The 24,058-nt window shown below is 57.3% G+C and carries 23 protein-coding genes; 11 read left to right on the top strand and 12 right to left on the bottom strand.

Annotation, left to right across the window (positions count from 1 at the left end):
• Positions 1–39 precede the first annotated feature (39 nt).
• Positions 40–1,143: an LLM class flavin-dependent oxidoreductase gene (locus JJQ51_RS14620; protein WP_246661170.1), complete on the bottom strand. Its 1,104-nt coding sequence runs from the start codon at positions 1,141–1,143 to the stop codon at positions 40–42.
• A gap of 126 nt (positions 1,144–1,269) precedes the next feature.
• On the opposite strand from JJQ51_RS14620, the gene JJQ51_RS14615 reads away from it, so the two are divergent.
• Entirely contained in the window at positions 1,270–1,827 is a 558-nt protein-coding gene (locus tag JJQ51_RS14615) for a winged helix DNA-binding protein (protein ID WP_113350708.1), read from the top strand.
• 6 nt (positions 1,828–1,833) lie between these two features.
• Here the strand turns inward: JJQ51_RS14615 and JJQ51_RS14610 are convergent, their stop codons facing one another.
• The 4 genes from JJQ51_RS14610 to JJQ51_RS14595 form a co-directional block, all read right to left on the bottom strand.
• The gene (locus JJQ51_RS14610) at positions 1,834–3,126 is read right to left on the bottom strand and encodes an ABC transporter permease (protein WP_113350709.1); all 1,293 of its coding nucleotides are present in this window, start codon (positions 3,124–3,126) and stop codon (positions 1,834–1,836) included.
• Positions 3,123–3,809 (bottom strand): ABC transporter ATP-binding protein, encoded by a 687-nt coding sequence (locus JJQ51_RS14605; RefSeq protein WP_113350710.1) that lies wholly within the window; start codon positions 3,807–3,809, stop codon positions 3,123–3,125. The genes JJQ51_RS14610 and JJQ51_RS14605 overlap by 4 nt, the downstream gene beginning before the upstream one ends.
• A gap of 4 nt (positions 3,810–3,813) precedes the next feature.
• The gene (locus JJQ51_RS14600; protein WP_113350711.1) at positions 3,814–4,278 is read right to left on the bottom strand and encodes a hypothetical protein; all 465 of its coding nucleotides are present in this window, start codon (positions 4,276–4,278) and stop codon (positions 3,814–3,816) included.
• A 74-nt stretch (positions 4,279–4,352) separates the two neighbouring features.
• Positions 4,353–6,107, bottom strand: a complete 1,755-nt coding sequence (locus JJQ51_RS14595; RefSeq protein ID WP_113329506.1) for an alkaline phosphatase — start codon at positions 6,105–6,107, stop codon at positions 4,353–4,355.
• 300 nt (positions 6,108–6,407) lie between these two features.
• Here JJQ51_RS14595 and JJQ51_RS14590 point away from each other — a divergent pair, with 300 nt between their 5' ends.
• From JJQ51_RS14590 to JJQ51_RS14560, 7 genes are all read left to right on the top strand, one after another.
• The gene (locus JJQ51_RS14590; protein WP_113350713.1) at positions 6,408–6,887 is read left to right on the top strand and encodes an Lrp/AsnC family transcriptional regulator; all 480 of its coding nucleotides are present in this window, start codon (positions 6,408–6,410) and stop codon (positions 6,885–6,887) included.
• Positions 6,888–7,030: 143 nt separating this feature from the next.
• Positions 7,031–7,747 carry an SAM-dependent methyltransferase gene (locus JJQ51_RS14585; RefSeq protein WP_113350714.1) on the top strand — a complete coding sequence of 239 codons (717 nt, stop codon included), beginning with the start codon at positions 7,031–7,033 and terminating at the stop codon, positions 7,745–7,747.
• 169 nt (positions 7,748–7,916) lie between these two features.
• The gene (locus JJQ51_RS14580; RefSeq protein ID WP_113350715.1) at positions 7,917–8,900 is read left to right on the top strand and encodes a TerC family protein; all 984 of its coding nucleotides are present in this window, start codon (positions 7,917–7,919) and stop codon (positions 8,898–8,900) included.
• Between the two features lie 68 nt (positions 8,901–8,968).
• The gene (locus JJQ51_RS14575; protein WP_113350716.1) at positions 8,969–9,280 is read left to right on the top strand and encodes a hypothetical protein; all 312 of its coding nucleotides are present in this window, start codon (positions 8,969–8,971) and stop codon (positions 9,278–9,280) included.
• A gap of 48 nt (positions 9,281–9,328) precedes the next feature.
• Positions 9,329–9,958: an exopolysaccharide biosynthesis protein gene (locus JJQ51_RS14570; protein ID WP_113350717.1), complete on the top strand. Its 630-nt coding sequence runs from the start codon at positions 9,329–9,331 to the stop codon at positions 9,956–9,958.
• Between the two features lie 175 nt (positions 9,959–10,133).
• Positions 10,134–10,850 carry a hypothetical protein gene (locus JJQ51_RS14565; RefSeq protein WP_113350718.1) on the top strand — a complete coding sequence of 239 codons (717 nt, stop codon included), beginning with the start codon at positions 10,134–10,136 and terminating at the stop codon, positions 10,848–10,850.
• 507 nt (positions 10,851–11,357) lie between these two features.
• On the top strand, positions 11,358–12,365 hold the full coding sequence (locus JJQ51_RS14560; RefSeq protein ID WP_113350719.1) for a hypothetical protein: 1,008 nt from the start codon (positions 11,358–11,360) through the stop codon (positions 12,363–12,365).
• Positions 12,366–12,855: 490 nt separating this feature from the next.
• Here the strand turns inward: JJQ51_RS14560 and repC are convergent, their stop codons facing one another.
• The 4 genes from repC to JJQ51_RS14540 form a co-directional block, all read right to left on the bottom strand.
• The gene (repC, locus tag JJQ51_RS14555; protein ID WP_113350720.1) at positions 12,856–14,163 is read right to left on the bottom strand and encodes a plasmid replication protein RepC; all 1,308 of its coding nucleotides are present in this window, start codon (positions 14,161–14,163) and stop codon (positions 12,856–12,858) included.
• Between the two features lie 155 nt (positions 14,164–14,318).
• On the bottom strand, positions 14,319–15,320 hold the full coding sequence (gene repB / locus JJQ51_RS14550; protein ID WP_113350721.1) for a plasmid partitioning protein RepB: 1,002 nt from the start codon (positions 15,318–15,320) through the stop codon (positions 14,319–14,321).
• 4 nt (positions 15,321–15,324) lie between these two features.
• Positions 15,325–16,518: a plasmid partitioning protein RepA gene (repA, locus tag JJQ51_RS14545; protein ID WP_069610191.1), complete on the bottom strand. Its 1,194-nt coding sequence runs from the start codon at positions 16,516–16,518 to the stop codon at positions 15,325–15,327.
• A 467-nt stretch (positions 16,519–16,985) separates the two neighbouring features.
• Positions 16,986–17,462 carry a ProQ/FINO family protein gene (locus JJQ51_RS14540; protein WP_113329495.1) on the bottom strand — a complete coding sequence of 159 codons (477 nt, stop codon included), beginning with the start codon at positions 17,460–17,462 and terminating at the stop codon, positions 16,986–16,988.
• Between the two features lie 921 nt (positions 17,463–18,383).
• Between JJQ51_RS14540 and JJQ51_RS14535 the strand changes: the two genes are divergently transcribed.
• Entirely contained in the window at positions 18,384–18,920 is a 537-nt protein-coding gene (locus JJQ51_RS14535; protein WP_145634861.1) for a hypothetical protein, read from the top strand.
• 906 nt (positions 18,921–19,826) lie between these two features.
• Here the strand turns inward: JJQ51_RS14535 and JJQ51_RS14530 are convergent.
• From JJQ51_RS14530 to JJQ51_RS14520, 3 genes are all read right to left on the bottom strand, one after another.
• A complete protein-coding gene (locus tag JJQ51_RS14530) occupies positions 19,827–20,252 on the bottom strand; it encodes a DoxX family protein (protein WP_173004572.1) in 426 nt (141 codons plus the stop codon).
• 76 nt (positions 20,253–20,328) lie between these two features.
• Positions 20,329–20,769, bottom strand: coding sequence for a hypothetical protein (locus JJQ51_RS14525; RefSeq protein ID WP_113350724.1), 441 nt, complete (start codon positions 20,767–20,769; stop codon positions 20,329–20,331).
• A gap of 140 nt (positions 20,770–20,909) precedes the next feature.
• A complete protein-coding gene (locus JJQ51_RS14520) occupies positions 20,910–21,785 on the bottom strand; it encodes an ornithine carbamoyltransferase (RefSeq protein WP_269244842.1) in 876 nt (291 codons plus the stop codon).
• Between the two features lie 268 nt (positions 21,786–22,053).
• Here JJQ51_RS14520 and JJQ51_RS14515 point away from each other — a divergent pair, with 268 nt between their 5' ends.
• Both JJQ51_RS14515 and JJQ51_RS14510 read left to right on the top strand, forming a co-directional pair.
• Positions 22,054–23,220, top strand: coding sequence for a GGDEF domain-containing protein (locus tag JJQ51_RS14515; RefSeq protein ID WP_269244841.1), 1,167 nt, complete (start codon positions 22,054–22,056; stop codon positions 23,218–23,220).
• A 99-nt stretch (positions 23,221–23,319) separates the two neighbouring features.
• A complete protein-coding gene (locus JJQ51_RS14510; RefSeq protein ID WP_113329490.1) occupies positions 23,320–24,021 on the top strand; it encodes a GntR family transcriptional regulator in 702 nt (233 codons plus the stop codon).
• Positions 24,022–24,058: the final 37 nt, after the last annotated feature.

Genomic DNA, 24,058 nt, shown 5'->3' with positions numbered 1-24,058 from the left:
CCCCCGCAGCAACCTTCCCTCCTGATATCCACGATGGATTTAGACCGTCACATGGGGCACTGAAACCGGCTTGCGAATACCGGCCTGTTCGAGCAGCGGAAGAACCCGATCACGGAAATATGGGAATTCGGCATTGTAATCGACAAATGAAATGGTCGTTCCGCTGAAGCCCGCCTTGTGAAGGGCAAGAATACCCTCCGCCACCTGCTCGGGCGTCCCGATGAGCGGGAAACCGCCATGTCCGGCAGCCATCCGGTCCCGGATCAATGCCAGAAGGTCATGCGGAAAGGATTGCGCATGCGCGAATTGCAGGCGCACCAGATTGTCGACTGCCTCCCAATCCGCATTGTCCTTTCCGAAATGCTGCAGATAGTCTCGCGCTTCTCCCTCCGTCGGCCGGCAGACCACATGGGCAAAGGTGAGGACACCCAAATTGCGACCGGCGGCTTTGCCCTGCTGTTTCAACTCCGCGATTTCAGTCGTCGAACGGCTCAGATCTATGGCCGGAGTAAACAGAAAATCTGCATTCCGCACGGCAAAGGAGCGGCCTTGGCCGGAACCTGCAGCGTTGAGGATAGGTGCGCGATGCCCGGGGCGAGGATCGCCAAGTACATTTCTGAGATGAAAGAATTGCCCATCATAGTCAAAGGCCCGATCTCGCTCCCATAGGCTTTTGACGATATCAAACCATTCCTCCGCATAGGCATAGCGGCTTTCATGATCGGCGGGCAGGTCAAGCCCCAACGCTTCGTATTCCGGCTGGTTCCAACCGGCAACTATGTTGAGGCCGATCCGTCCTCTGCTGATTTGATCGATCGTCGCGATTTGCTTGGCGACGACGACTGGATGGTTCGCGGCCGTGTGAATGGTGGCAAAGACGTTAATGTTGTTCGTGCTAGCGAGCAAGCTCGCCGCCCACGTCATCGTTTCCAGCACATTGCCATGAAAATTGGTGTCGCCGCCATATCCGATCCATCGGGCGATCGGCAACATGAAATCGATACCTGCTTCATCCAGCTGCTGGGCCAATTTCAGATTGTTGTCCCAGGAATTGACCCAGCGTTCCGGCACTTTGGTAACGCTCATGCCACTGGAGCAATTGCTGGCGAAGGTGCCGAGCAAAAATTGCCCTGCGGCGAACATCGAGTTCTCCGACATTTCGTTCCCTTTATTTTTTGATATAATTTACGATAGAAATTTTATTTGAAACTTGAAACTTGTCAACTCTCGCCGTCTTGGCGTCACCGCAATATCCCGCAAAGGAAGCATATGAGCACCGAAACCGAAGACCAGAAGGGCCATCCACGCGGCTTGGATCGAAGCTGGCATCTGGCGCAAACACCGCTGCAAGTGGACCTGACCGAATTGGAATTTGCCCTCATGCGCGCGTTCGAAGCGTTCGGACGCTGGCAAACCGAGTGTCTGGCTTCGGTCATTGGACTGGCAGCAAGCGGCCCTGAGAATGCCATGCTCCATATAATTCGCATGCATGATAGGCCTAAATCCATCAAGGATCTCGCGCGCCTGTCCAATCGAGAAGATATCCCGAACATGCAGTACAGCTTGAGAAAGCTGGTCGGTGCAGGACTGGTAGAACGAAGGGGCAGCGGCCGTTCGGGGGTGACATATTCGGTGACAGAAAAAGGTCGAGACGTCACAGATGAATACGCCGCAGTGCGCTCGGCCCTTCTGGTAAAAGCTGTGCAAGGCGTTCCGAACATGGGCCGCCGTTTGGAGGAAGCGTCCAGCACATTGGACTTGATGACCGGGATTTATGAGCACGTGGCCAGAAGCGCAGCGACGCATCGCCGTTTTAAGGACGACTAGACTTTCTTAGGCGCGCAGTGCGGCAGCCGGGCTGGAGCGTAGCGCGCTGAACGCCGGCACGATGGAGATGATCGCGGCAACGGCTGCAAAGCCTCCGACAAGCCAGAGATCATCGAAAGAGAAACCGACGGGCAGGCGCACGGCGGTCGCTGCCGCCAGCCTGACGGAGATAACCAGCGCTGCCGCGTAGCCGAGGGCGATACCGAGCAGGATGCCGGCGGCGAACAGGACGAAGAGCTCGCCCCAGACGAGCGTGATGATCGAGCGGACCGGTGTTCCAAGCGCCCGCAAGGCGCCGATCTGCCGGCGCCGCGAGCCGACATGCATGATGGTGACCAGCACGATCGCGGCAATCACGATCGCCTGGGTCCCAAATGCGATCGCCAGCAGCAGGCTGCGGGCATCGCCGAGCGTTGCATAGAGCCTGGTCAGCACCTCAGCCGGGAAAATGCCGAGTGTCGTACCCGTGCGGTATTCCTGCCGCAGGCGATAAGCATCGGCAATCGTCTTCGGCTTGACCAGAACGGCCGGAACGCCGGGCGTCTGCACGTCGAAATGCTCGTCGAGCGGCGCATTGGCATCAACATGACCGTGCTCATGGTCGTGGCCTTCTTCGCGCCCGTCGTCATGCTGATGCGGCTCGGCTGCGCCATGCACATTGGCTTCGTCGCCATCATCGTCGTGATGGTCCGCGCCATGCATTCCGTGCAACTGCCAGACGGCACGGATCGGCACCAGGATGGCGCGATCCCAGGCTGTTCCCGTCGGCGCCATGCGGCCGGTGATCTTATAGGCGATGGCCGTATGGGTTTCGCCGCCGGTCTCGGCCGTGCCATGCATTGGTTTGACTTCCGCGCCGGTCGGCAAGGCGACATCCGAGCCAACAACCGCTTCGCCGAGACGCGCGAACATCACCCCCTGCGAGAGCGACGGCGAGAGGGACGAAATGAGGCCCGTGGTCGTGCCGACAATCGGATGTCCGTAGGCGGAATCGCCGAAGCCGACCGGTGCCGCCAGTTCGACACGCGAATCACTGGCAAGGCGAGACAGAACGGCACCCTCCATCAGCGGCAATGGCGCCGGCTGCAGGAAAACGGCGGAAAGCGCCAGCTGCGTTTCACTGCCGGCAGCACCGACAAGCAGATCGAACTTTTCCGCGGCGCGTGCGCTGCCGAGGCGAACTGCCCGCTCCTGCAGAGTCACCGTCACGCTCAGCGCGACTGACAGGGCAATCAGCACGACAACCGCTAACGCCCCGCTCCAGAAGCGCCTGAGGTCGGCAAGAATGAAGGTGATCATCGCGCGGCCACCTCCTGGCTGTCTTCCTCGATGCGCCCGTTTGCCAGATTGATGCGGCGGCCAAGGCGCTCGGCAAGTGCAGCGTCATGCGTGACGACGACAAGCGTCGTCCCCTCCTCGGCCGAAAGCTGCAGCAAAAGCTCCGCGACATCACTACCCGCCTGACGATCGAGGCTGGCGGTCGGCTCGTCGGCAACGATGACGCCGGGACGCGACAGCAGTGCGCGGGCAACGGCAACACGCTGCATCTCGCCGCGTGACAAGGTTTCGATCTTCTGCTGCGGTCGGGCGATACCGGTGACAGACAGCAGATAAAGTGCGCGTTCCCGCTCCTTGGCCGTAAGGCGCCGCGTCAGCTTGATCGGCAGCACGACATTCTCGAAGGCGGACAGGCCGGGAAAGAGATGAAAATCCTGCATGATAAGGCCGATATTGCGGGCGCGGAACGCATCGCGCCGGCCGGACGACAGGCGTGTGATCTCCGTGCCGCTCCAGGATATGCTGCCATTACCGACATCTTCCAAGCCGGTAATGGCGTTGACGAACGTGCTTTTGCCGGAGCCTGAAGCACCGGTGATCGCAAGCCTGCCGCCCGCCGGCAGATGGAAGCGGTCGATGGCGAGAACCGGCGCGGCCAGGCCGGGAAACTGCATTTCAAGACCGGAGATATCGAGCGCAAGCATGTGTTCAGACGGTCCTGAACGATGCGTCGCGGAGACGCAGCTGGCTGATGAATCCGGTTTCCGGATCGGTCCACGAGCCAAATTCCAGCACGCCCCGCGCCGTGATTGGCGCGTTGTACTGCACGAATGTCTGCTTGGAAGAGAGATAGACGACCATGATGTTGTCGGGCCAATCGGCATCGGAAGAGCAGAACGGGCAGAGCGACATCGGGATTTCCGTGAGCACGAAGAAAGCGGCCTCGGCCTTCAATGGCGGCGCCATGAAGCCATTGATGGCGACTTCCCTGCCGCTCAGCTGCTTCACCTTGTCGGAAAATTCGAGCCCGAGTGGGCCGAAGCTCTTATAGAGTTCGCCGAAGCCCAATGTCTCGGCGGCATTCGCACGTGCCGCAATGCCCATGACCGGCAAAATCGCGGCAGCGGCCAAGAAGCCCCGACGATTGATGGTGGCGATCCTGTCCCCGGACATCGCATATCCTCATGAAAGGTGAACAGACAGGCAGCCTCGAAGCCGCCTGTCATGGTCATACGATCTGTAACAACTTACATCTTTTCGGAGCCGAACGCGAAAGTATCGGCCAGCACACGGTAGACATCGCTCTGTTCCATGTAGCCACGGAAGCCTTCGGCGCCGGGACCAGCCGCCTGCAGCACGACATCATCGACGGCGTGGACACCGCTGTCCTCGTCCCGCGGAATGTTGCCCTGCACGAAGACGGCACCGGGCACGTCCTTATAGGCTTCATTGGCGACGTATTCCTTCTTCTCGTTCTGAACAGCCGGCACGAAAGGACCATCGAGCTTCGGGCGGAAGGTCTCGTAGTGGTCCGGACCATTGTTGGCGGCCATGAACAGGCGACGCGAAACGTCGACGCGATCCGGATAGCCGTCGCCATCCTTGTCCTCATAGTTCGGGAAGCCGGCAGCCGCATAGGTGCCGACCTTCTCGCGCATCTCGGTGCCCTTCTTTTCGTCATCGACGGTGCCGATGATCGAAACGCCATGCGTGTGGTCGCCGGTGACGACAACAAGCGTATCCGGATTCTTGGCCTGAAACTCGCGGGCGACGGCAACGGCCTTGTCGAACTCGATGGTTTCGACCAGAGCGCGATCCCAGTCGAGCGGATGGCTCATCTTGTCGATGGAGGCACCTTCCACCACCAGGAAGAAGCCGTCCGGGTTCTTGGCAAGCTTATCGAGCGCGACCTTGGTCATGTCGACCAAGCCCGGCTGGTTCGGAAACTTGTCGACGGTGCCCTTCTTCAGGAATTCACGATCGAGCGTGACGTCAAGGTTGCCGGTGTGGAAGAGACCAAGCAGCTTGTCCTGGTTGGAGCCGGCAGCCGCCGCCAGTTCGTTCTTGTCGGTCGCAACGGCATAGCCGGCATCCTTGAAGAGCGCGATATAGTCCTTGTCGTCCTTGCGTTTGGAGCCAGGAACGCTCTTCGCCAGGAAATAGGCCGAGCCGCCGCCGAGCAGGACATCCGGCTTGACGTCGTACATCATGCCGACGATCTCCGCCTTGTCGCCGCGCTTGCGGGTATGGGAAACGAGCGCTGCCGGCGTCGCATCTTCGACTTCGGCCGTGGTGACGATGCCGAGCGACTTCTTGCCGGTGCGGCGCAACGCCTCGCCGATCGTTTCGACCTTCGGGTCGTCCAGGCTTGCCGGCGTACGGTCGGCGTAGACGCCGAGGGCGTTGACGGCCGACTTGTGGCCGGTCATGTAGGCCGACATGGTATTGGCGCTGTCGGTGGCAATCGCAGAGGTCGAGGAGGTGCCGATGAAGGCGACCGGCGGGATATCGTCCATGGCAAGACGGCCATTGGCCTTTCCTTCGGTCATGCCCTTGGACATGATGCGGGCGCCGGTTCGGTGTGCAACAGAGAGGCCGTCGCCGAGCAGGAAGATGATGTTCTTGGCCTTCGGCGTGGCCGACGTGCCATAGACATCCCAGTTGACGGACTTCTTCTCGTCGCCGGCCGAAACCTCGACCTTGTACTGGCCGGGCTTTGCGAGCTTGATGCCGCGCAGGATCAGGGCCGATCCGAGTACCTTGTCTTCAGCGCCCTTCTCTTCTGCGACGAAATCAGCCGCCTTGCCGAAAACCGCGTCGTAGCTTTCGCCGTTGACCGTGACCTTCACGTCTTCCGGCTTGACGACCTTGTTGAATTCCACCTTGAAATCGAACGGAGAGCCGGCAAGTACCGTTGCCCGGTCCAACGGATAGACTGTCGCTGCATGGGCTGCGCCGGACATCAAGGCCGCAGACATCATGGCGAGAAGAAGTTTACGCATTTATACCCCCTGCGTTTGGTTGCTTCCCGCTCCCCACTTATAAAAGCCAGATGACAATCACGTAAAATGGAGTCAACTTTCTCAACCGCTAATTCCAAAACGACGATCGGTAAGTAAGATTGATTGTGTGTGCCGCATCTAAAATGCCAGCCGAACCTACGGACCTTCTTTCCAATTCGACACAATCCGCGCAACCTTCGTCATGCAAGCTAAGCCGACATTCATGATGTCAAACTTGCCATCCTCATAAGATAAGCGAATACTACACACGCTTCGTGAGGATTCTCAGAGTTTTGTGCAATGGATGAACAGCTCGACAAATTGGATCTGCGTCTGCTGGAGGAGCTTCAGAAAGACAGCAGACTGACGAACAACGAGCTCGGCGAGCGCATTGCGCTTTCGCCGTCGCAATGCTCGAGGCGACGCACGAGGCTGGAGGCAGAAGGCTATATTCGCAGCTACCAGGCCAATCTCGACCGGCAGAAGCTGGGGCTGGACATGCTCGTCGTCATCTCGGTGACGCTTGCCACCCACAACAGGGATAATGCCCGCCGGTTTTCGCAGCTCATCAACGGTCTGCCGGAGGTGCTGGAAGCCTATGCGCTGACAGGAGAAATGGACTATCACCTGAAGGTCGCCACCCGCGGGCTTACCGATCTCTCCCGTTTCGTCAACGACGTGCTGCTTCCGCATGAATCGGTCCAGCATGTGAAGACGGCAATCGTCCTCGATACTCTCAAGACCTTCGAAGGATTTCCGATCGCCCTGCCGCAAGGCTGACATGGCGGCGCCGACGTTCGATGATCGTTGTTGCGCGCCCTTGCCCTACCGGGCATCATGGGCAAGTTTTGAGGGCTTGCTTTCGGCGCATGCAGCCTTTCCAATCACGCCAAAGACAATATCCTTGGCGAGGACAGGCTTGCATGACCGGCACGGACGTACAGACGCGGCATTTCGAAGAATTTGCCGAAGTTCTGCTCAGATGTAATCATCTATACCATCCCAGCAACGATTCCATTGCCTTGCGCAATGCTGTCGAAAGCAGGCGCCAGATCGAGATATTCGACTATAGTCGTTCCGCCGATGCCTTCACGCGTGCGTTCGGAATGCGAAATTCACTGAAGTGCCTGCAGGTACTTACCAGCCTCGAAGCAACGGTCCACAAATATAGAAGGGTATGCGATCTCGGCTGCGGCTCGGGCGCCTTCAGCCTTGCCTTTGCCTATCTTGCCGGAAATCCCGAGCTCGAGGTTTACGGGCTGGACATATCCGAACATCAGCTCGCTCTCGCCAGGGAGCTGATGTCAGCGGCTGGCCTGCCGGGACGTTTCCAGTTCGAGCAACGAAGCCTGCCGGCGCAGATCGGGTATCTTCCCGACCTGACAATCTCCTCTTACTGGTTTTGTGAAAATGAGCATGTGATCGACGATCCGCTGCTGTTCGACCTTGTGGCCGGACAGGAGATATTGATCGTCGATTATGAAACGATCATCGGCCGCATCGCGACCTGTCTTCCGAAGGGATTCCATATTCTCGCGCGGCATACCGCCCAGGTCGAAATTCCTCCCGCCCTGGCTGATTTCGTCGCGCAGGAAAGGGCAAGCGTTTACGGCATCCATATCGGTCGAACCAACCCTTAGACGCTACGTGACATTGTCGTCTTTGCAAAATGCACGCAAACCCTTGAAACGCCGACGTCGGCTTCCCAGCTATTGGCCAACCCGCTGGTCCGGGCCCCTCTGGTGAGAGCCGTCGGCGCTCTCGCGATGTCGGACCTTTCCGACACCGCGCCGACAGGGGTTTTCCGACATGGAAACGTCTTTGCTCTTCGTGGAGTGGCTGGGAAAGCCGCTCTGGATGTGGGTAAGCTTCCTTGCGCTCGTCATCGCCATTCTCTCCTTCGATCTCGGTGTGCTGCATAAGGAAAACAAGGAGATCGGTGTCGGCGAGAGCATCAAACTCTCCGTTCTCTACATCACGCTCGGCCTCGCCTTCGGCGGCTGGGTATGGTGGTATCTCGGTGCCGATTCCGGCCTGGCCTACATGACGGGCTTCGTCGTGGAAAAGACGCTGGCTCTCGACAACGTCTTCGTCATTGCCCTCATCTTCGCTTTCTTCGCCGTGCCTCGCCTCTATCAGCACCGCGTGCTCTTCTGGGGTATTCTCGGCGTCATCGTGCTGCGCGCGATCATGATCGGCGTCGGCACGACACTGGTGGCCGAGTTCTCCTGGCTGCTCTATGTTTTCGCCGCCTTCCTCATCATCACCGGCATCAAGATGCTGGTCGTGAAGGATACCGAACCGGATGTGTCAAAGAACCCGCTGGTACGCTTCATGCGCAGCCGCTTCAACGTCACCGACCACCATCATGGCGAGCGCTTCTTCGTCAAGCAGCCGCATCCGCAGAACGGAAAAATGGTCTGGTTCATCACGCCGCTTTTCATGGCGCTCGTGCTGATCGAAGTCGCCGACGTCATCTTTGCCGTGGATTCGGTTCCTGCGATCTTCGCGATCACCACCGATCCGTTCATCGTCTATACGTCGAATATTTTCGCGATCCTTGGCCTGCGTGCCCTCTATTTCGCGCTTGCCGCCATGATCCACCGCTTCCGGTACCTGAAGCCCGCGCTCGCCGTCGTGCTCGTCTTCATCGGCTCGAAGATCTTCGTCGCCGATATGCTGGGTCTCGAAAAATTCCCGGCCGTCCTCTCGCTCGGCATCACCTTCGCGATCATTGCAAGCGGCGTCGGCTGGAGCCTGCTGAAGACGCGCGACAAGGCTGAAAGCGCCTGACGCCATGAGGTGCCCCGCTTGGGGCACTTCCCTCCCCGCTTCAAACAGATTTCCGACAAGGTACAGACATGATCTCCAATCTCCTCGCAGCCCTTTTTGCAACTTTCGCCCTTGGCCCGCTTCAAGCCGAAATCGAGCGGCATGCCGCTGCCGCCGGCCAGCCTGTCGGGATCATCAGGCAATCGCAGGCATGTCTCTCGTCCGAGGTCCCGGCACTGGCGCAACGCGCCTCCGAAGACACTTTCTGGACGATTTCAACCGTCATCGGCCTGTCGACCGGCTGGAGCAGCCCTGCCGATCTGCTCGATAAAAGCAATCCGGACTGCGCGCCCGTCATCAGGCTTATCCAGGGAAAGGGCGAAGGTGTCGATGAAGCCTGACGCTTTGTGCAAACAAGAAATTCCGGTGACCTTATCTGGTGATGTCCGATGACAGAACAGGCTGCCGATACGACTGGGCATGATGACAGGGCATCCACTCGCCTGCACCATCTCGCCAGGCTCACCCATGAGCAGGGCGGCATCTCCATCGGCGAGGTGCTCAGCGGCCTCGGGCACACGAGCATGGCCTTTACCATCCTCTTTCTCTCGCTGCCGGCACTGATCCCGATCCCAGGACCGTTCGGCGTCGTCTTCGGAAGCGCTCTCGCTCTGGTGGCGGTGCAGATCGCACTGGGCCGCCGGAGGATATGGCTACCGGCCTTTATCAACCGACGCCGGCTTTCGCCAGTAATCGTGGAACTCATCGTACGCTACAGCGCGCCGATCCTCGCCAAGGTCGAAACTGTCGTTCGTCCGGGCCGTCTGGCCGCTTTCACGGGCGGCACCATGCAATGGCTGCTGTCTTTTCCGATCTTCCTGCTGGCCGTCGCCATTGTCCTTCCGATCCCGCTCGGCAACTATATGCCGGTCGTTGCCCTCATGGCGATCTCAGTCGCCCTGATGGCACGGGACGGTTTGCTGATCCTGGCGGCGCTGTTCGTCTCAGCACTGGCCTTCATCGCCACGGCCGGTCTCATTCAGTTGGCTTTCACCAGCCTGAATGCGATCGGATCGTAAGCATCCTATTCAGTAAGGAAGACAGCGGATGATTTTGCGGCCAGTTGCCGCGCTTGTCCGCAACAGCCTTTTCGCGTCTTGCCAATAGCGGCAAGCCTGCCATCTATGCCAGCGGCGCATTTCTCAGCCATTAGGTTCCGGCCTGTAAAATCATCAGTGCAGAGGATTTCATCGCATGCCATCAAAGCCCCCGTCTTTCGTCCGCATGATTGCCCTCGGCAGCTCCGTCGCCATCGCGCTTGGCGCGCACACGGCGACGGCGCAGGAAATGCCGGCTGCCTCTCAGTGGCCCGACACGCCGACCTCGCGTCTGGAAGCACTGGCAATCCTGCAGACCCTGAATGCCGATCTCCTCAGCAATGCCAGTGCCACGCTGACGCTCGATCGCTGGTGTGCTGCGCATAAGCTTGCACCGGATGGCTCGAAAATCGTTGCGCAGCGCGTGCGCGGTCAGGACAAGCCGGCCGACGATTCAATCCGGAAGCTGCTGGCGGTCGGACCTGACGAACCTGTCGCCTATCGTCGCGTTCGTCTGGCTTGCGGGGATCGTATTCTGTCCGAGGCGGACAATTGGTACGTGCCGGCAAAGCTCACAGCCGAAATGAACAAGTCGCTCGATACGAGCGACATCGCGTTCGGCCGTGCCGTTCAGGCTCTCAATTTCACCCGCACGAACCTGTCGGCAAAGCTCCTTTGGTCGCCGCTCCCGCAAGGATGGGAAACCGGCGCCGATCTGCCGCCATCCGGGAGCGGGTCTCTCGCCTTGCCTTCCTTTCTTCTCGAACACCATGCCGTGCTGAAGCTGCCGGATGGAACACCATTCAGCGCACTGATCGAAAGCTATACCAGCCGGGTGCTGGACTTTCCCGCTCCCCATCTGCCATCGCAGTAAGTGGCCGACCACTTTGTCGACCTGATCCAGACACCGAAGAGCGACATCGGCAACACCCCGACATCGTAAGGGATGATGCCGTTGCATTATCCGGAATTTTACGCGCCCGCCGTCCATGGATAGGTGAGCGAGCAAATTCTGTCCTTCAATCTGGAAGACGGCTTGCCGCGTTTGCAGAAGCAGCACACCCCACCTCGTGACGCGGCATAAGCCCATCAAGGCTTTGTTGGCGCCCTCACCGCCTCAAGTCCGCCATATTTGCGCCGCGATCGCTGAAGAATGCTGGCGCAAAACGGATGGAGTCGATCAATGACAGGCGAGCAATTTTCCTCGTCAGCCAGGATTTCCGGCATCTGTTAGGATCTAGTTCAGCAAAGCAGCGCACAAGTATGAGTTCTGGATCTAAGCGTTTGGCAGGCGAGCTTGTGGGGCAGGCAGGCTGTCAACATTGCTTTTGACGGCAGCAGCGAATGCCGACCCAGAATATTTGATAGGAGAACTAATTCCGTGCGGTTGAGATATGCCCTTCGAAGCGTCCCCCAGATGCTCAGCCTCTGCTCCCTCGCCCTCGTCATTCCCGCAACATCGCAATCCCTGGCAGCCACCCGGCAGCCGGACATTCCGGCCTGGCTCGGAGCCTATGTCGGTACCGGCGACGGGCAGATCGCTCAACCAGTCCTGCAAAGAGCCCGCGCGCTCTACATGCGAAAGGTGAGCGAAGGCACGGTCAAAAATCCCTGCTATTTCGCCATGGACGCAACTCGTCCGAACACTCCAAATGACGGCAAGTCCGCGGGCCGCTTCTACATCGTTTGCGAGGCGACACAGACGTTCCGTGTCGTTTCATCCGGCCACGGCAGCGGCCGCGATCTCAAGGGCGTAGCTGATTTCGGCAACGGCCGCATGTGCGCCAAGAACTTCGGCAATGCGATGGACTCGAACCTGACGACGGGCGGTTCCTATGTGACGGAGGAGACGAAGACGACCTTCAAGGGCTACTACAAGCTCTCACAAACCAAGGAAGCTGCCTATCTTCGCACGTTCCTCCAGTTCGATGGCGAAGGCGAGACCGCGAATGCTCGCGAAAGGGCGATCGGCGGACATGCGGCCGCCAAGGTTGCGGGCATCTGCATGAAGAAGGATCCGCAGAGCCCCTACGCCAACCGGGACGGATATGTTCCGCTCGGAAAGCTGGTGGAATATGCTGGCGGCCGTAGCGACGGCTGCACCAGTTGGGCGGCATCGGATGCCAATCAGATCATTTCCATGGTGAAGGACAATCCGACGACGCTCTACATCTATCCGGAGTCCTCGGACATCAAGGCGATCGCCAAAGCCGTTGCGGCGGGGCGCTCTCCGGCCCAATCCGGATTATATTGGAACGACTCCTGCTTGAAGGAGATCGGCACGCCTAAGTTCTGGCCGAAGGAAACCCTCGAACCGATCATCGTGCAATACAAGAAGGACCATCCGGCACCGCCTGCCAAGCCGATCCCGATCTGCGACCAGCCGTGACGGTGGCCGAGAGCCAAATCAGGAAATTTGACAGGTGACGGCCGGGATCATTGATCATTGCCGCGCCTGTTTAAGGGAGCCGGGATGCAATTTCTCCTGTCGCGTCCAAATGCCTGCGCGGTAAGCTTGCCTGTGGATACCATAGCGCCGGATCGACGCGAAAATATATGGACATTTGCCGGTAAAAACGGCATAAAAACTTGAGATCGGCGGACGATAAGAACGCCTCCTATGACTTATTTCGGCTGACCTGGCTGAATTTTACACAGCCTCTAGCCGATTGATTTCATTGAGATAAAGCCTCAATCAGAAGCTATCCCTCTCTTTCCTGCCGTTAGCCCTATAGGAGGGCTGCGCCGTCTTTCGCATCAACCAAAACCGTGGTCGATGCGTCTCAGCAGACTTGATCAGGTCTGCGTTAAACCAGCGCTCCGTATCGAGGCCTAGGCGGAACCGGATATCAATCTTTCCACATTGAAATTAGAACCGGCTAGGCCACCTTTGGCGCGGTCGTATTTGCCCGCAGAAGGCTCATAAGCATGGGACCGATCGCAAACTCTCCTTTCTCCGTTCGCCGGGTCAGATCGCGAAGATAGCCGCCGGCTGAATTGATGTATGGGGCGCGTTGGAGGATGCAGGCGATGACGGTGGCAGCATTTTCTGTCCCCATGATCCTGCAGGCCTCCTGATAGGCTCCAGGGCTGATATCGAGTGTTGATTTGACGATGATCGAGGCTGCAAGCAGATCACGCCAGTTGTTGATAGTCCCTGCTGGTCCATAGGACATGATGTCTGGACAAGCGCGGAGAATGAGATCCAGTGGGAAGGACTTTAGCTCCATCGCAGTCTCGTTACGAGCTTCAACGCGAAAGCTGCGCATTGTTGAGGATGTTGGTCCGATAACGCCCGGAGATGTTGCCGCTTCGGGCGTCTGTGGTGTTGTCCGCGGAAATACGGTCTCGTCCAGTGGCATTTCTTGCTGTCCGGCCTCGGTTTCAGATTCAATTAGGGATTCGGAGTCTGAATTCTGTATGTGCCGCTCATTTTGATAGGGATTGCCGCTTAGTTTCGTGGCTTTTACATGTGTTTCCAATTGGTTGATGATTTGGTCGTGCAGGCGGCAGAGTTTATCCAGGAGAACGTCCAGCTCCATTGCGGTGGGAGATCGCGAAACACCGTCAATCAACGCACGGAAAGCCACGTAGACGGCTTCCCAAGGGCCTTCCACGGCTTCGGCAATGGCAGTTTCGATCAGTTTGGCGATATCGCGTCTGTGGAGGCTTATACGCTCGCGCAAGCTCTGCATATGGAGCCGTTCGGCCGCAACCCGAGTGGCGAGATGCTCGATCTCTTCGGCGCGTGCGAGAAGAGGCGCCAATGAGAAGCCATAGGCCTCATTGAGGTCCCCTGCCCTGCTCCGACGAGCATAACGCTTGCCGTTGGGGCTATCCCTGCGTACCAGAAGCCCGGCAGCGATCAACGCAGCCAAGTGGCGGCGAATGGTCTGCTCGGCCATCCCATGGGCGCGCAACGAGAGCTGCGCGTTCGAGGGAAACACGATCAGGTTGGCGTCATCCGATAGCTCGTTTTTCGGATAGAAGCTTAAGAGCGCATTGAGAACTGCAAGCGCACGATCCGTCACCCCGAGAAGAGGCTTAGCTTCACAGAGCGCGCGATAAATCTTCCATTTGTCGACGGACTTGATGCGCTTCCCATGCTCGGCTCGTCTTTGAGCCATCAACATGGCAAGCGTCATCGGCCGCCGCCCAAAAGGCGTCGTCACATATTCGGCTTCCATTTTCTTTCACCTACGTTGTGGCAAAAGAAGACAGCTCACCAAAACGGCGTCAAAGACTCTTGACTGTGATTCGGGGAAATGCGATTCTCGATTTGCTTAAGATCAGAGAAGGGCTTCCACGACGACGTCGTTTGGGGGCCTTTTTCTTTTGCGGGTTACGTTTCCTTTCCTTGCTGAAACTCGTTGAAGAGAGATTGCAGTCTCTCCTGCACGAACTCGTCAAAACCGGGCGCAGCCTTGCTGTCGAAAACAAAAGTGGCGCGCGCCGGCGTTCGCTTAAAGGTTACCGGAACTCCGGCTATGGATGAGGGAGCTGCAGTGCTCTTGCCAGAAGCGGGCTTACCTGTTGCCAGAGCGAGTGCCTGCTGGAAGCGCTCATCGCTAGACATTTTCCGATAGTTGTCCGCGGACAACTCGGCAATGATCGGCTCGGAAGCGATGCTCTCAAGACGTTCTCCCAGTTCCAGCCAACGTCTGCGGCCGATTTCAGGAGCAGGCCCGATCGCGCTGATAAGCGGCAGAGGCACCTGCCTCGTGACGATCAGCATCTTGGAAAGCGCTGCCTTGTCCACACCGAGTGCGGCCATGATGATATCGCGGCCGAAACCACGCTGCTCGAGGCGCAACGCAAACAACGCTCGCTCGACATAGGAAAGATTGGTGCGTGCGCTATTTTCCTGGCCCTGACTAACCACTAGCTGGTCATCCGTGAGCTGACGGACGACAGCGCGCACTTTGATGCCGAGTTCCTTCGCGGCTGCCAGACGACGATGACCGTAGGCAACCTGAAAGCGCCCCTTGGACTCCGGATGCGGTCGCACAAGGATCGGAACCTGCTGGCCGTGCTCGCGTATTTGCTCAACCAGTTGGCCGAGCTCAATGGGATCTATTTCGAGGCGATCGGTAACGAAGGATCCGTCGATGACATCGGGATCGATGTCGACGACCGTCTGCCCTTCCGCCAGCTGCCGTTCGAGGTCGCTGGCGCGTTCCATCTTCTCCGTGATGTTTCCGAGTGTCCTCGTAATGCCGCCCACCGGACCACCACCCCTCGCCTGCGGCAGGAAGCCTGCAATCGGGCGATTGTCCTTTGCTGCTGGCGCATCCGTGCGCGCCGTGTTCGGCGCCGAAATTTCAAGAAGGTTTTTGCGCGCCATCTATTTATTTCCTTCCCCAGGTCAGGCGGAGATGCATCTCGATCTCGCTGTTGACGAGATTGAGCGAATCCAGAGCCCGGTCGTAGGTACCCCTGGTGAATTGGGCACGGTCGACCTCATAAAGCGTTTGTTTGGTGACACCGGCATCGGCAACGGCCGTCGATTTGACCATGGCATTCTGCAGCATGCGATTGCCGAAGATGGCTCGCATAAAGCCTGTCATCTGGCTTTGCGGCCCGTCGTTCGGTTCGAAACGAGTGACGAGATAGCGCATCCAGTCGTAGCTGGTGCGCCCGCCGGCATTCTCGACCACGGACATAAGCTCGCTCGTCATTGTCAGGAACTGCGACATCGACATGACGTCGAGCATCTGCGGATGAACGGTGATGAGGATCGACGTCGCGGCGCAGAGCGCAGACATCGTCAGGAAACCCAGCTGCGGCGGGCAATCGATGACAACGACATCGTAGAAACTTTCGATCTCGGTCAGAACCTCACCAATGCGAGCAAAGAACATGGTCTCCGCACGACCTGCCGCCATTGCGCGCGGCGTTTCGTGCTCGAACTCCATGAGCTCGAGATTGCCGGGGATCAGATGCAGGTTCGGCGTATAGGTCGAGCGGACGATATCGGCGATTGGACGCGGCTCTTCATAGCGGATGGCGCCATAGAGAGTTTCATTTTCACCGACATCGAGTTCCGGCTGATGACCGAAGAGGGCAGACAAGGAGGCCTGCGGATCGAGATCGATGGCCAGCACGCGATAGCCCCTCAGCGCCAGATATTGGGCGAGGTGAGCGGCGGTGGTGGTCTTGCCCGAACCGCCCTTGAAATTCATGACCGAGATGATCTGGAGCTTTTCCGACCCTCTGCGCCAGGGAACATATTTGGGTGTCCCGTTGCGCTCATCCAGTACCTTGCGGATGCGGTCCATATCCTCGGCGGCATAAAGCCGGCGCCCATTGGAAAGCGGGTCGGGTCCATGGCCTTCGGCTGCGATCTGGCGAAGATAGCCCTCACCGATGCCGATGAAGGCTGCAGCTTCGGCCGGCGAAAACATCCGCATAGTTTTCTGTGACTGAGGCGGGAAGATCTTTGCCTGATGTTGCTGGAGCTGATAAGACAATTCCTGCGCATCTGTCGCCAGAAGCGTTGGAAGGTGCTCTTGATCTTCTTGTAGCACGAGACTCGGCTGCATGGTTGTTTTCCCAATTAACTGCGCAATTGTGACAGAATGCTACTGAACTACGCAGTTACAATATGCTCCGATTCGTGTCCGTTTTACAAATGCTTAGATAAAAGGCAGTTTTTGATGCGTTTTTACGCATCAACAGCGTGCAGCGACGTTCGATCCGATGCCGCTTTACTATTTCGGCGATTTAGGTACGGCCGATCTGGATAGCGATTCGCATCCCGATTTTCATGGACGAACGGCGAGTGGTCCGCGGACCACTTTCGCTGAAGGCCAACAGGATTCTGGATTGATCGCGTCCAAGCGTGTCACTTCATGAATGAGCTTGATGGGCCGGTAGTCCACGGACTACCGGGACGCAGCCGGAGCTGCTGTCAATTGCATCGCCGCACCACCACGCCAAGGGCGCAGCGTTTCCATTACGGTCGTCACAATGAAGGCGAGGAGGATATGAGGCGATGCGCCCAGGCGCATCAGCGGGCGGCGCGATCGGAGCGTCGGCCGAGGAGGGAGGCTCGAATGAGTTCTGCTTTGCTCAAAGCTGGCGGTGGTGGCGGCTCTTCGCGTTGGGCCGCAGCCTTAGCCTGCGTTTGGCGCAGCGTGATCAGGCGCTGCTGTGCGGCAAGCCTGTCTTCGGCCGAAAGCGGCTCGACGGGATTGCCGGCGAGATCGTGCCGCATGGAATCCGGCTGGGCGCAGGCATGATAATATCGTTTGGAATGCAGAAACGCGCTGGTGGAGCGACGCAGAGACATGACTGGCACGTCAGGTTTCAAAAGTGGACGGATTTCATTCCAGAGGCCAAGCGCAAAAGGACGGATAGGGTCGCCGGCTTTGGCGGGTAGGATAGCGATGGGGCGAAGCAAGAGCGTGTTGATCGCGGCTGCCTTCTTGACATCGAGTTCGGTCGCCACGATCGGCTCGCGATTGGTTGTCCAAGGTTCTTCCATCAAATCGTTCCTCTGCGTGCAATTCCATTACGGACTGATTGTGAAGTGATTTTGACGGGATGGCAAAGAAATCTGTCCCGCTTGTTCGCCCTCACGCCAAGCCGACGTTCATATATGAGATGGTGCAGCCTGCAGCAAGTTTTTGGTTAACGAGATTTTTATAGTTGGACGGCTAGCTTTCGCGAAGCCGCGATAGGTAGCGCGTACGCGGCGCATCTTCCCTCAATCCCGAATTTGTAACAAGCTGCCTGCGAAAATGTCGCAGGGCTCTGGTTTGCGCGGGTTGGTGTGTTCAAAAGGGGAGGGGCCTTTTATTCGGGCGGCTGCAAACCAAATGCTAGCGGAGCAAGTCACGGTCAATAGGCGATGGGTCGACGGTACTCCTTATATTTGCGGTTGTTCAGGTTGCCTGGTGAAGCTGCGTCCTTCGAATAGTCCGCGCGCAGCGTGGTGTAACAGAGTATTGCATGGGTTTGGCTTCGCTGCTCCACGCCAGCTGTTGGCTTCAAATGTCCGAGGCTCTCCATTGCAATTCTCCGGCGCCGAGTAGCATCCTTCATCGGCAAGGCAGCGAGGGAGCATTCGTATTTGAGGGATGCTGCAGACGGAGAAGCGGTTGCGAGAATGAAGCCGTCGAGGGCAGGGGGCGGGTATCGCGCGGGAACGCGCAAATCGCGTCTTGCGTCGTAAAGCCAAACCGGCGCCCTTCGGTCCATTGAAGAGGGCTGCTCTATATCAGGGTGCGTTTTCTCGCAGGTTGAAGCACATTCCGCGACCGTCGTCATCTAATCTGTGAGCCCGGTAAAAAATCTGGAGATAGTTGCTATGGGCGACTTGGCTGGCGGCGATCGTAGCGATAGATACAGCACGGTCGACACGATCCAAGTTCGAACGGCTCGTCAGTCACTGGGGGAAGTCTTCTTGAGCATAGCAGCATCCCTTTCATTGGGCGTCGTTGTTTCACTCACGCTCGGTTCGAGTGCGTTTGCTTTCGACAAAGCTTCCTTCTTCGAAGCCGCGCTTTGCAAGCCGCCTTATTCGACTACCAGCGCGACAAAGATGTATGATGAGGCTGAAAAGCTCGCGAAGGCGGATACGTCGCTCATGACGGCTGCCGTATACAAAATGTCTACGGACTTTGGCCGCCAAGGCTTCAAGACGAGTGAAATCGTCTTCGCCGGAACAAGCTTCGGCATTCTGGTCGAGGGCTTGCGGGCGGACGATCTGGCTAAGACCTATCACCTGACACCGGATGGGCTTGGCAATCTCCTCGGCACCGCAACGAAGTCATATGGGCGCGCTTTGCGCAAGGCTGAGCAGCCCGCGGCCGAGATGGGAGTAGTCTCCGTGGTCGCCCGCGAATCCGCGGCCTTCCCGGGCAAGACCCTGCTGGCTTGCGAGTTCGTCTCGCATGAAGACCTCGAAGCCATGAAGAGCATGCAATCACCGCCGAAGTAGTGCGCGCCAGGGTATGGGGCCGCTGCTTTTTCCTGCGGTTGGAAGGCAACGGCAATGGTCCTCCGCGGAGGAGAGCCCTAGAGCTGCAATCTGTTTCTCCGAAGCGGCTCTTGGTTCGAGAGTTCGGTATCGGGTCTCTCGGATTGCCAAACCCGATTGCAGAGATGCTGGCGTGTGGCGGAAGCAAAATCTTAAATAGCTTCGGCTAAGCGAAGTATTAACCATAATCTCAAGCTATTGTGAAACCTGCGGCTTGACGCTTCCAGGCAGCAGCAACGTACGTGGGGCAAATTTCTGGCAATGCAAAACCGCCTCGCTTTGCGCAGGCGGCTTTCAATTGCGATGGATGGTGAAACCTGTTTATCTAATGAGAAATTGCAAGTGGCTGGACAGCAAAAGGCTGCGTTTGAGATGGCCCCCTATCTACTATTATTTTTCATCTTCGTCACATGCGGCCTCGTCAATATGACGCGCCCTCGAAATTCTATTAGACCAGTGAGTGACCGAGACACCGAAAACGCTTACAAAGCTGCTTTCAAAATTGAATCCAGGGAGACGGTAGAGCGACGAAAGCTCGTAGGCCTCCTTTTGGTGATTGCATTGCTAATCGACATGCTCCTCATCGTGTGGATAGTTCGCTTCGCCTAGGAGGTAGGCTTGCTAAACGGGGACGGGGTGCCTAAGTGCGCGGGGTGGCGCCATCTCATAAATTATGTGGGATAATCTGGAAAGCGCATTTATGTCTCCAAATCTGCTTCACCTATCGCAGTATCGGTTCGTCGAGGAGAATTCCAAGCCGCTAGCGCTCATGATATGACCGATGTGCTGCAAGTTTGCGCCAGCGGATTACCCATCTCCCCTCAACACGGAATGGTGCGGTCAGCTTCAGATCATGCTGAAGCGGCGTCATATCCTTTCCGACCAAGGCGTCCACCTGAGGGCAAATACGCTTCCCGGCCCATGCACGGCGGCGAAGAGCAGTCCGGCTACGAAAACAAAGTGATCTACGAAGAAGCCGAATTCAGCTTGGTTGCCGGCCCAACGGCCCGGACCATGGAATGAGAATCCAAGGAAGATGACATACACGGCTGCAACGAGCGTTGCCGGGACGAATAAAGCACCGGTCAAGAAAGCGACGGCAAGCAGCACTTCAAGGATTGCGGCACACCAAGCCAAGAATAATGGAAATGGAAAGCCGGCGGCAGCGATGTAGCTCGCAGTCGCGCCCATATCCATAAACTTGAACGAGACGGCCATCACAAAGACGGCGGTGAAGATGAGGCGCGCGATGAGAATGGCGGCTGTCTGCCAAATTGATTGAGCGTTTTCCACGATATCCCTCCAGGTTGACGCGGTTGATATTCCAAGGACGGCCAACCGAAGGTGATTCCGACAGGGAGGATGAAAATTATTTGCCGGACTCCCGTGATTGTCCGCTCATGCCTGAAGTATGGCTCGTGATGACATAGCGATGTTTCTCGTCGAGTGCGTCCGGATCCACCAGAACGACGGAAGGCTCTCCGGCGCCGGATATCAGAATGAAAGAATAGGGATTCGTTGTCTCGTCGTTGGCAACCAGGAGCGATCTCTGGAGCAGTCGTGCCAGTTGGCTGGCAGCGTCCAGAAGAAGCGGCGGGTGCAGATCACTGGAGTGATAGATGCTGATGGTCTGCGAATAGTCATCGAAAGCTTCCGACGTCACGAGGCATGTTGCCGGCATATCCGCGATTTGCGCTATGTCGTGGATTACGTCCACGCTGTCGGTATCGACACTGAGTACAGCCGCGATGGAACGCCGCAGAAGATCATCGTCAGCATGCTTTTCAAGAGCGGCATCAAACCAGATCATTGTCCGCGGTTCCGATTTTCAGGATTGTGTCACGCAGGCGCCTTTATAGCCAAAGCTCTTCCGTCGCTTCAAAGTTCGAAAACCAATCAGAGTCGTGGTCGCTATTTGCGTCGCATCGCAAGACATGTCGTCATCGACGATTACGACGTCATCATCCACTCAATCAAGGCATTCTGGGCATGAAGCAAAAATGCCTTGGCCAATCGGCTTTGGCAGGCTGTATGCAGCATTGCATCCGCCGTCAGTTCCTGACCTCTCGTGACTGGCGGGCATGGCAAAAAGATAGCGCCTTGCTTTCCTTCGTTGAGAAGCGAAGCCGACACCCGATACTCAGCCAACGCATCTTCTTCTGCGTCCGTTGGCCATGAATCGGTAATGATGACGTCCGCATCGAGCAGATGGCGAATGTCCCTGCTGCTTTCAAAATTCGAGTTCAGAAGGTCCGGGTCGGTGACGTGCCAGCGCTCCGGATAGACCTGGACGACGTGCATCGGCATCGATCGTGATGCCTCGACCCATGATCTCAATATATTGGCGTCTGGCGCAATTCCGACAACCTTGAGGCCATCAAGCGTTCCTCTTACCCTCTTGATATAGGCAAGATCGCCAAGCGTTTCGCAAGGGTGGTTGGTTCTTGTTCGGGCATTGATAACGGGTGCTTCTGCGGCGGCTGCAAGCTCATGCAGAGTAGCAAGCTCCTTTGTCCTGACGACAAGAAGATCAAACCAATTATCGAGGTAGCCCGCTAGATCGGCTGTGGGTTCGCGAGTACTGAAGCTGATGGGAGGTTGAGCAGATATGCCGCCCATCGCCTTCACGCCGAGATCGAAAGCGGTCGTGTTTCTCCATCCCGTGTCGTCGACAATGATGCCCACGCGCTTGCCGAACAGGGCTTGTGGCATCGTGCGTTCATGCCAATGCTTCGCAAGTTGGTCTGCCCGGTCAATAATCCCTAGGATAACGCTCGGGGGCAACGAGTGAAACTCGAGAAAATCTCTGTTCGACATAAAATTCATAGCGTGTTCAAGGTTGAATTCGGCAGCTTTCTGCAACGGAGGCGAGGCGTTTACCCTAGGCAGTTTTCGATCCGGCGCAATGGCGGAGAAGCGTCAGCCGACCGGTGTTGCCTTGATGCCAGTCCCGCCCATAGCGGTGATCTGCTTTCGGCGAAGACTTATCGCAGATGCTGCTTTTTCAAGATCTTTAGCAACCCCATTGGCAAAATCTTTAGATCGTTCGGAGTATCGAGGCCGCGATGCTTTCCGGCTGCTTTGGTAGTTTTCGATGATCAATGAATTAGATATGCCGACGGTGCTCTTTCTCCAAAAGACATCCTATATCGCTGGTGCGGTGACTTTGGGTTATCTGAAATATAGCTCGAATGAAAGCCGCGGCGTTGGTCTGCTTGCCTCAAGTTTCGTAATTCTCGCTGCGGCATCAACATTGGCCGGATATGCCGAAACCTATACGGCATTCTATGCGCCTCTCAGCCTTATCAATCTCGTTTGCGCCGTGCTTGGATATTCACTGCTCGGCTCATCTTTCGTAGTGATCAGCGATCCCGACAGAAAGGTGATACCGGCTCTTGCATTGCTGCCTGCGCTGCTGACTTTGCTTGTCGGAGCTTTCACGGCATTTCATTTGAACAATACATATCGGGCGGTGACATTCAATTCCCTCGGCAGCGTGATGCTTGCCGGCGCGGCGAGCGTCATATTCAAGGATTCCTTTCGCGAACCGCTGCCGATCAGAAAATTCGTTGCCGCAATATTATTGACCTGCAGCCTGCTATCGCTGATAATGGCCTTCGAGTTCTCGTTCCATTCCTTTGTCCTTCTCGATGTGGCGAGCGGCTTCCTGCTGATGATCCTTTCCAAGTTCGTGCTGGCGCTGTCGATCGTCATTTTCATAAGCGAGCGCCAACAGATAAAACTCAGACAAACAGCCGAGCGAGATGGCCTGACCGGTCTTTATAATCGCCGCTTCTTCAACGAGAACGCTTCCGCACGGCTTCGGGATGGAGATGCCATTCTTTATCTCGATATCGATCACTTCAAGCATTTCAATGATCGTTGGGGTCATGCGGCGGGAGATGAAGTTCTCGTTGCAGTATCGCGAACAATAGAGGCGATTCTGCCGTCGTCCGCCATTTTCGCGCGGCAGGGAGGAGAGGAGTTCATAATCTTTCTTCCCTTGAAAGCAGGAGAGCCGCTTATCCAGGCCGAGCGCATTCGAGAAGCTGTTCAGCGAACCCGATTTCCGGATCTCGGTGTCGATGTGGTGGTGACGACGAGCATTGGCATTTCGAAGGTGAGCCGGGAATGCAGGTCGCTAGCCGAGCTTTGTCGCGAAGCGGATCGTGCCCTCTATCTGGCGAAGGCAGGCGGACGAAACCGGGTCTGTGATGCGAGCAGCGACTTTGTCGCCGAAGTTTACGTTCGCTCGGCGTAATCCTCGATTTTTGGTAAAGGCCCCGAATGCCGGGAAGCGGCGTTGATTTAGCTGGCATGCCCCTTTATTTCTCACGCTGAAAGAAGAGGTCAGTTAGCCATGGATAATGAAACAAGCCTCCGAAACGAGCGCAAGCGCGGCTCCGGCGTGAAGGTGGTCTATGATATCCTGAGGGACGAAATTCTGGATCTCGAATTGCCGCCTGGCAGCCCCATCGACGAGGTGCAGCTTTCCGAACGCTTCGGCATGTCGCGCACGCCGATCCGCGAGGCGCTCGTGCGGCTGGCAGGCGAGGGGTTGATCGATACGCTGCCCAACCGCTCGACCATGGTCTCGCAGATCGATTTTCTCAACATGCATAGCTATTTCGATGCGCTGGTGCTGATGTATCGGGTGACAACGCAGCTTGCCGCCAAATATCATCGTCCGGAAGATCTTCAAGGTGTGCGCGCGCTTCAGGCTGAGTTCGCCGATGCCGTCGAAGCGCAGGATGCGCTCGCCATGATCTCCACCAATGCCGCGCTTCATCTCGCGATCGCCGAGGCTGGCCGCAACCCCTATTTCACCAGCCTCTTCTCGCGATTGCTAGATGAGGGACGGCGCCTCCTGCGCCTCTATTACCAATCCTACGACGATCGTCTGCCGCGTCGTTTCGTCGAGGAGCACGATGAAATCATTGCCGCTGTCGAGGCGCGGGATACGGAACTTGCCGAGCGCCTTGCGCGCGAACATGCTGAGCAGATCGTCGCCCAAATCCAGAAATTGCTGATGCGCGGGGACCGTCTCGACGTCAGCCTTTGATTTGCATATTTCTTGTCGACAAAATAAATACAAAGGT

Origin of the sequence: Rhizobium sp. AG207R, from assembly GCF_027109195.1 — a bacterium.
GTDB classification, from domain to species: domain Bacteria; phylum Pseudomonadota; class Alphaproteobacteria; order Rhizobiales; family Rhizobiaceae; genus Rhizobium; species Rhizobium dioscoreae.
This window is presented reverse-complemented; position numbering and strand designations above follow the sequence as displayed.